The sequence below is a fragment of the Pseudoalteromonas atlantica genome (assembly GCF_043641955.1).
GTDB lineage: Bacteria > Pseudomonadota > Gammaproteobacteria > Enterobacterales > Alteromonadaceae > Pseudoalteromonas > Pseudoalteromonas atlantica_A.
The window spans coordinates 51,005-59,754 of sequence record NZ_JBHZRV010000015.1 but is presented as its reverse complement, the minus strand read 5'-3'; the positions used below and the strand labels follow the sequence as shown (position 1 = coordinate 59,754).

7 protein-coding genes are annotated in these 8,750 nt (G+C 40.8%); 3 read left to right on the top strand and 4 right to left on the bottom strand.

Going from position 1 to position 8,750, the window contains the following annotated elements:
- Positions 1 to 198 precede the first annotated feature (198 nt).
- From rlmB to ACHUE3_RS18775, 4 genes are all read right to left on the bottom strand, one after another.
- Complete coding sequence (gene rlmB, locus ACHUE3_RS18790; protein ID WP_394193833.1) at positions 199 to 945, bottom strand: 23S rRNA (guanosine(2251)-2'-O)-methyltransferase RlmB; 747 nt, start codon at positions 943 to 945, stop codon at positions 199 to 201.
- Entirely contained in the window at positions 942 to 3,440 is a 2,499-nt protein-coding gene (gene rnr, locus ACHUE3_RS18785) for a ribonuclease R (RefSeq protein ID WP_394193832.1), read from the bottom strand. The genes rlmB and rnr overlap by 4 nt, the downstream gene beginning before the upstream one ends.
- A gap of 119 nt (positions 3,441 to 3,559) precedes the next feature.
- On the bottom strand, positions 3,560 to 4,162 hold the full coding sequence (locus ACHUE3_RS18780) for a response regulator transcription factor (protein ID WP_394193831.1): 603 nt from the start codon (positions 4,160 to 4,162) through the stop codon (positions 3,560 to 3,562).
- Positions 4,159 to 5,271 carry a sensor histidine kinase gene (locus ACHUE3_RS18775; RefSeq protein WP_394193830.1) on the bottom strand — a complete coding sequence of 371 codons (1,113 nt, stop codon included), beginning with the start codon at positions 5,269 to 5,271 and terminating at the stop codon, positions 4,159 to 4,161. Before ACHUE3_RS18775 ends, ACHUE3_RS18780 begins: the two co-directional genes overlap by 4 nt.
- Before the next feature lie 292 nt (positions 5,272 to 5,563).
- On the opposite strand from ACHUE3_RS18775, the gene ACHUE3_RS18770 reads away from it, so the two are divergent.
- The 3 genes from ACHUE3_RS18770 to ACHUE3_RS18760 all read left to right on the top strand — a co-directional run bounded on the left by ACHUE3_RS18770 (position 5,564) and on the right by ACHUE3_RS18760 (position 8,686).
- Complete coding sequence (locus ACHUE3_RS18770) at positions 5,564 to 6,427, top strand: DMT family transporter (protein ID WP_394193829.1); 864 nt, start codon at positions 5,564 to 5,566, stop codon at positions 6,425 to 6,427.
- On the top strand, positions 6,427 to 7,122 hold the full coding sequence (locus ACHUE3_RS18765; protein ID WP_394193840.1) for a glycerophosphodiester phosphodiesterase: 696 nt from the start codon (positions 6,427 to 6,429) through the stop codon (positions 7,120 to 7,122). The genes ACHUE3_RS18770 and ACHUE3_RS18765 overlap by 1 nt, the downstream gene beginning before the upstream one ends.
- 346 nt (positions 7,123 to 7,468) lie before the next feature.
- Positions 7,469 to 8,686: a methyl-accepting chemotaxis protein gene (locus tag ACHUE3_RS18760; RefSeq protein ID WP_394193839.1), complete on the top strand. Its 1,218-nt coding sequence runs from the start codon at positions 7,469 to 7,471 to the stop codon at positions 8,684 to 8,686.
- The last annotated feature ends 64 nt before the right edge of the window (positions 8,687 to 8,750 follow it).

Sequence of the window (8,750 nt, the reverse complement as noted above, 5' to 3'; positions counted from 1 at the left end):
TCAGCTATCAGCTATCAGCTATCAGCTATCAGCTATCAGCTATCAGCTATCAGCTATCAGCTATCAGCTATCAGCTAAAAAATAAAAACCATGCTTGTTAAGTCAAGCATGGTTTCATATTTATCTTTAAACTGACGGCTGACGGATGACGGCTGACGGCTGACGGCTGACGGCTGACGGCTACAAGCTAACGGCTTTTTAGGCTTGTGTCGCATTTCTCTGGCGTAGTACTTCAAACAAGCAAATGCCCGTGGCAACAGATACGTTTAGGCTTGAAACACTGCCTGCCATTGGGATTTTAACCAATACATCACAATGCTCACGCGTTAAGCGGCGCATACCTTCACCTTCAGCGCCCATTACAATGGCCATTGGGCCTGTTAGGTTTGCCTCAAATACGTGAGTGTCCGTTTCACCTGCCGTGCCCACAACCCACACACCAGCATCTTTAATTTCACGCAACGTACGAGCAAGGTTAGTCACTTGAATTAGCGGGACTGTTTCGGCTGCGCCACAGGCCACTTTTCGTGCTGTGCCGTTAAGTTTTGCAGATTTATCTTTTGGTACAATAATCGCGTGAACACCGGCTGCATCGGCGCTACGTAGGCAAGCACCTAAGTTATGCGGATCAGTAATGCCATCAAGCACCAATAAAAACGGAGTGTCTTCACGGGCAATGATCACATCAAGATCTTTTTCATTGTATGTCGGTGCGGCTTTTACATTAGCGATGATGCCTTGATGCTGCTCATCTTTAGCTTTGTTATCAAGCGCTTTTCGCTGCATAAACTGAACTGAAATACCAAATTTACGTGCTTCATTAATTATCGGGGTTAAGCGCTTGTCATCACGTCCTTTTAGGGCGTAAATTTCTAAAAAACGCTCAGGCTCTTTTGCTAAAATTGCTTCAACAGAGTGAAAGCCAAAAATTAATTCATTACTCACGTATTATTTGCTCCTAAACTGGTACTTTTACGGGCATTTTTGCCGGGTCTTTTCGGCTTTTTAACAGCCTTTTTCTTGGTTTTCTTTTTGGTTACGCCATCAGTTGTTGCTTTTGCTTTGCTGCGACTGGCAGGTTTCTTCTTACCTTTTTTACTGGTATCAGACTCTGCTTTACCCTTAGAGCGGGTTGATGACTTACCTTTGCGTTGTTCTTTATCGTCGCCTTTTTTACCAGGAATTTTACCTGCTTTTAATTGCGAGCGAACACTCGCTGGTGCATGGCTATCTTTAGCACCACGGCGGCGCGAATAACGGTCTTGTGCCACATCACCACTTAAGGTTAAGTTGATACGGCGCTCATCCAAGCTCACCGATGCAACCTGCACAGTTACTTTATCACCTAAGCGATATACTTTATGGGTTTGCTCCCCAATCAAGCAATGCTTAGCAGCGTCATGTTGGAAGTATTCACTGCCTAAGTTGGTGACATGAATTAAACCATCAATTTGTAAATCATTTAAACGAATAAACAAACCAAAGTTAGTTACCGATGAAATAACGCCTTCAAACTCATCACCCACATGATCTTGCATGTATTCGCATTTAAGCCAGTCAGCAACTTCACGAGTGGCATCGTCTGCACGGCGCTCAGTGGTCGAACATTGCTCACCTAATTGATCAACTTCGTCATCACTATATACATAGTCACCGGATGTTTGCATGCCCTGCGCTTTTAAAATACCTTTAATTGCACGATGCACCACTAAATCAGGGTAACGGCGAATTGGTGAGGTAAAGTGTGCGTATTCACCCAGCGCTAAACCAAAGTGACCGATGTTATCAGCTTGATAAACAGCCTGTTTCATCGAGCGCAGTAACATGGTTTGAATAAGCTCAGCTTCGGGGCGATCCCCTAACTTAGCGAGTACATGGGTGATTTCTTTTGGTGTTGGCTCATCACTAAGCGTTGATTCAATACCAAGCTCAGATAAAAACTGCCTAAAGTTACCGAGCTTTTCGCCATCAGGCTCATCGTGCACACGATAAAGCGCGCTGGCTTCGTGTTTTTCAAGCATTTTAGCCGCTGATACGTTGGCTAAAATCATACATTCTTCAATTAACTTATGCGCATCGTTACGTACCACTGGCACGATTGATTCAATCTTACGTTGGGCATTAAATACAAAGCGGGTTTCTAATGTTTCAAACTCAATAGCCCCACGCTGTTGGCGCGCTGACTTAAGTGCCATGTACATTTGCTGTAAATCAGTTAAATGCGGGACCACAGCTGCATATTCTTCACGTAGCTTTTCATCACCTTGCAAAATGGCATTGGTTTTGGTGTAAGTTAAACGCGCATGCGAGTTCATAACCGCTTCATAAAAACGATAACCAGACAGCTTACCGGCTTCTGATACCATCATTTCCGCAACCATGCATAGGCGGTCAACTTCTGGGTTTAATGAACATAACCCATTAGAGAGCACTTTTGGCAGCATTGGAATAACTTGCTCAGGAAAGTACACTGAGTTACCGCGTTCAATCGCTTCTTTGTTAAGCGGCGTATTCATGCCAACATAATGCGATACGTCAGCAATGGCCACCCATAAGCGCCAACCACCCGACTTTTTACGCTCACAATAAACGGCATCATCAAAATCGCGGGCGTCTTCACCGTCAATCGTTACTAATGGTAAATCGCGTAAATCTACGCGGTTTTGTTTATCGGCTTCTTCTACAAATTCACCTAAATGAGCAACTTGTTTTTCAACCGCTTCAGGCCATACATGGGGAATATCATGGTTACGTAGCGCAACCTCAATTTCCATTCCTGGCGCTAAATGCTCACCTAATACATCAACAACCTTGCCTACCGCATTCATATTACGACTTGGGTTTTGGGTTATTTGCACTTGCACCATTTGGTTATGGCGAGCGCCTTTTTCAGTACCGGGTAAAATAATAATATCTTGCGTAATACGTGGATCTTCAGCCACAACTACAGCAATACCGTGCTCAACAAAATAACGGCCAACAATCGGCGCACGTTCATTGGTCAGCACTTTAATAATGCGTGCATCACACTTGCCGCCAGAGCCACGTTTAGTGCCTTTAGCTAGTACAATGTCACCGTGCAACACCATGTTCATTTGGTGCTTGGCGATAAACCAATCTTTACTTTCGCCTTCAACTTCTAAAAAGCCAAACCCGTCTCTATGACCTATTACTTTACCTTTGGTCAGGCCTGCTTCGTCAATTAAGGCATAGCATTTAAACTTATTAAAATATAGCTGACCATCGCGCTCCATAGCACGTAATCGACGCTTAAAAGCAATCTGGCGCTCATCATCGTTGACAGCTAACTCTTCACATAGCTGTTGAAAATTGGCAGGTTTTGCACGGTCTTTTATATGAGTAAGTATAAACTCACGGCTTGGGACAGGGTTTTCGTACTTTTCTTGTTCTCGACTGAGATTAGGATCTTGGTTTGACATTCACTATCTTGTTAATTGGTTATGTTGTTATTTTAACCCATAACCGAACAATGAGACAGGCAAAAGCTATGAAACTTTTAAGAAAGCCCATTTAGATGAGCTAAATTAACTCAAAAGGGCTATAACCAGCCTTTTTGCTTGGCTATACGCGCCGCATCTACTCGGTTACTGGCATTTAATTTAGCAATGGCCTCTGATAAATAATTACGTACAGTGCCCTCACTTAAGAATAACTTTGCGGCAATCTCTGCTGTTTTCAACCCTTCACTGGCTAACTGCAATGCTTTTCGTTCTTTATCTGAAAGTGGATCGTTATCTTCAAGGGCGTTTAAAGCAAGCTCTGAATCAATCACTTTTTGCCCCGCCATCACTTTTTTTAAGGTTGCGATTAAACTGTCACTGGGCGCTTCTTTTAGTACAAATCCTTTTACACCCGCAGCCATAGAGCGGCGAATATACCCTGAACGTGAAAATGTAGTCATGATCACCACCTTGATATCAGGAAAGTCTGCATCTAACTTTTGAGCGAGTTCAATACCGGTCATGATGGGCATTTCAATATCAGTTAATACTATATCAGGCTTTAAATCGGCTATTTCTTGTAATGCTGTTTGGCCATTCGTTGCTTGCCCTATCACCTCTATACAGATATCCAAACTTAACAAAGCTGCCACGGCACCACGAACTAATCCTTGGTCTTCGACTAAATAAACCTTGATCATATCAGCGCTCCTACCTGTGGTAATAAAGGCAAGCTCACATTTAACCTAAAGCTTTGCCCAGTTTGAATATGCGCCGAGCCACCTAGCTGCTCAGCCCGCTCTTTAATGCCATTTAAACCATTACCCATGGCTAATTTGTCGCATGCATCTGGATTAATTATTAAAATATTAAGTTGCTCAGTAGTTTGCTCTACATTAATTTCACATTGCTTACTAACACAGTGACGCATTAAATTTGTAACCGCTTCTTTAATAATTAAATTTGCGACGCCCTCAACAGAGGCGGGTAGCTTATCGATATCCACTTTGAATATGACGTCAAAGCCATGTTCAAGTAAACGCTGATGAAGCGCATCAAGCTGACTATGAATGTTTAGCTGCTTTAAATCGCTTACTGCATTTCTAACATCACTCAGTAACTGTCTCGCCAACTCTGCAACCTGATCAATTTCACTATTTGCTTGCGCGTAACGCTCTGCGTGATTAAGTTTACTCGCCAGCTCTGATTTTAGCGCAATAGATGATAACGAATGACCTAATATATCGTGCAAATCCCGGGCTATACGCTCTCGCTCTGCAATCGCTGCTAATTGCTCTAATTGCTGCGCACTTTGATGTTCACGCATTTTATGAATATGCTCTTTGCGCGCAGCTGCACCAAAACTAAACAGCGCAATACTTAAAATAAGTGAACCACCTAAGAAGTATTCTGGGTTGTTTACACCGGCAAAATAAGCACTTAGTAGAATACCTAAAAAAACACAGCCAATTGCCATCCACTTAGCAAGTTTAGCAAAACTAAAGCCAGCGATATAAGCTGCAAACCCAAATAAAGTCGACGTCCCTGCTGTAAAGAAGCTAGCACTTACACACACTAAAATCATTGCACCAAACAGTGGAGTTACGTTACCTAACTTCTTATTCACAGCCAAAATATACAGCACAATAAAAGCAATATAGAATATTAAGGTCACTGTTATATTTAGCGCACTTAATTGTGAAAAATTAAAAATTGTAGGTAGCAAATAAAAACCAGTAAAGAGTAAAGGTCCCCAGCTCCAAAAGGATTTAGTTTTAATATATTTATCTAACAGTTTATTCAAACTCATAAAAACCTACGTTACATCCAAAAAGCAACTGATATCACAGCAATATTCTGTGTGGTATACATCCAAAAAATTTCATAATGCTGTGCAATTTGTAAACTAAATAAAATAGCATCATTCATACATTACTCACATTAATGCGGTTATTTGATAGATAAACTATCGCTTTTAATCTACACCCCGTGTAGTGTAAATTGTCACTAATTGAACTGACAAATGTCATATATACATGTTGTAAAGGCTGTATTTAGCGGCATCCTTGAACAAATATTAATAAATAAAAATAAGGGGTTGAATGCAGCCACAACAACAAAGCTTACTCTACTTACATATTGCTGTCTTGTTATTCGGCGGTACAGCACTGTTTGCTAAATTGATTAACTTAAATGCGTTAGATATCACAGTTTACCGCGCTGCAATTGCAGGTATTGCCCTTTTACTGTTGCTCTTAATCCAAAAGAAAAACATTAAGCTTCACACCAGAAAAGATTATCTCATTGCCCTTTTTTTAGGTGTAACTGTTGGTATTCATTGGGTTACTTATTTTGCAGGCATGCAAATGGCTGGCGTCGCTGTAGGTATGATTGCATTTTTCACTTACCCTGTAATAACCGTGTTTATAGAGCCTTTTTTTCACGGCAATAAACCGAAGCTAAAAGACTTATTAAGCGCAGCTGTGGTTATGCTAGGAATATACTTGCTGATCCCTGATGCAGATTTTGGTAATGATGTCACCTTAGGCGTATTAACTGGGATTGTATCGGCATTTTTTTTCGCTTTTCGAAATATCATTCATAAGCGTTATTTTAGTCAATACGGCGGACCACAAACCATGCTTTATCAAACGGTAGTGGCAAGCTTATTGTTATGTGCTTTTATTGAAGTACCTGTGATGCAAGTATCGCATTATGATTTAGGACTGTTAGTCGTGGCAGGTGTTATATTTACAGCCACACCACACTCTTTGTTTGCAGCAAGTTTACAGTATTTATCGGCGGCAACGGCAGGGCTTATATCTTGTTTACAACCATTATATGGTACATTTTTAGCCTTTTTATTATTACATGAACAACCTTCATTACTGACTTTAGTCGGTGGAGCTTTAGTGATCAGTGCAGCGTTTTACGAAACCTGGTCAGTGACACGGAAACACAGATGATGAAAATATTCGCTCACCGCGGTGCAAGCGGTTTATATCCTGAGAATACACAAAGTGCAATAAAAGCCGCTGTTGACATACATGTTGATGGGATTGAGGTCGACGTACAAAGCTGCTTAGATGATTACATGATAATTCATGATACGTGGCTCGATCGCACCACCAACGGTCGTGGCAAGGTAAATAACTTAACGCGTGAGCAGATTCAACAGTTTGACGCCGGCAATGGTGAATACGTGCCAACATTGTCTCAATTACTCGATTGGGTAAACAACAACACACTGATCAACCTAGAACTTAAACATACCTTCTCTCTTGATAAATTTGTTATCTTAATTGAAGCCAGTGTGGCAGCGAATAAACTTTCTCGCGATAACCTTTTAGTGTCTTCATTTGATCACCATCAACTCATGTGGCTTAAACAACAGTTACCATGGGTAAAGATCGGAGCTTTGACGGCTTCAATCCCTATTAACTATGCAGAATTTGCCCAACGACTTCATGCTTACAGTATTCATATTGATAAAAATTTTATTAACCATGAATTTGTAGCTGATGCTAAAAAACGTGATTTACAAGTTTATGCTTACACAGTCGATAAACAAGAAGATATAGAGCAAATGCTTAGGTATGGTGTCGATGGCGTTTTTACTAACTACCCTTGTAACACCAAAATGATTTTAAACTCACTGTAATTGTGACATGCCTATATACCCAAACCACCTCAAGATGCAGAATTCAGCGTTTCACAGGGGCTTAATGTCAAGGCGTTACTTTGCAAGAATGGCAGTCCCTTTTAAGAAGTAACAACGATGAGAGTAAGTGCCTGTGAAACGCCTAAGGGGTTGGTTTAAAAGTGATTTATACTGCGTTATTGATTTTAACAATAGAACCACTATTTCTTGCAATCAATGCCTTGCCTAAATCGCTTTTAACTCCAACTGAAACTCGCATCTTGAGGTGGCTTGGGTATATGCTTGAATTAAAATATAATTGAACGATACTGAGTAAAACACTATGCAACAGCCAAGTGGAACGTTAATGAGTGGGTATATGCGTATTTATAACTTTATTGAACAAAGCTTTTTTTTTACATTAACCCGAAAGATCATTGGTAACCTTAGTTTTGTATTTGCTTTTCAAGCAATTACACTTATATGGTTATACCAAAGCCTGACAGCTCAAGCCTCTGATACAGGGTTGTTTTGGCTGCTCACGGCGGTCATTATTATCGGCTTTATTTTTACTGTTTTTTACATGCGTTTCTTAATCGTACGCCCAGTCAAAGCTATGCGTGACACATTAACGCAAATTAATCATCAAGACGCGAACCTAGCAGCTAAGTTACCACAGTTTACTTACGATGAATTTCGTGAGATTAGTGAACAATACAATGTGTTTACAACCCACTTAAGTGAACTGCTAGCTACGACTTATCAAAGTGCCCAAGCCAGCGCGCAAAGCAATAGCGATGTCACCCACTCGATGCAACAAACAGCCTCTTTAAGTGAGCAGCAAATTGATTTTAGCCAAACTATTACATCAGCCAGTAACCAAATTACCGATAGCTTGCAAGCTATTGTCAGCAATACTGACAGTGTGCACGAAGTCAACTCAGAGCACCTAGGCTTTGTTAATCACTCAGCAAACGAATTAACGGAGCTTGTTACCCAAGTTAAAGCCATTGGTCAGGTACTTGGCAAGTTTTCAGAAACTATCACCGGCCTAAAACAAAATAGTGAAAATATTCGTAGTATTCTAAAAATGGTTGAGGAATTTTCAGATCAAACCAATTTACTAGCTTTGAACGCTGCAATTGAAGCTGCGCGTGCCGGTGAAGCCGGCCGAGGATTTGCTGTAGTTGCAGATGAAGTAAGAACATTATCAGTCAAAGTAAGTGATGCGACACGTCAAATCAGTGATTTTATAAACCAAATGGATTCGTTAGTTGGACAAACAAATAAAGAGTCAGAACAACTAATGAGTTATTCAAATCACGCAGAAGATACAATTAGTAAAACATCACATGGTTTTACTCAACGACTGATCGAATTTGAACAAAACCAGCAACAACTTCAACAAATTGTTAGTGCTGTACATCTACTCGAAAAAACACAAAACCAGACACATCAATCAGTTGAACAAATAGTTGAATTAGGAGCGCAAGCTAAAGCGCAAATCGACATTGCACTGGCAGACTGCCAACAGTCACAACAACTCAGTGAACAGACCCAGCATCAACTCAAGCGTTTTGTGTAGGATCTGGTGATATTTACAAGTCATTGTGTTAAGTTACGCAGCCATTAAAAACCGTGATGTGCCC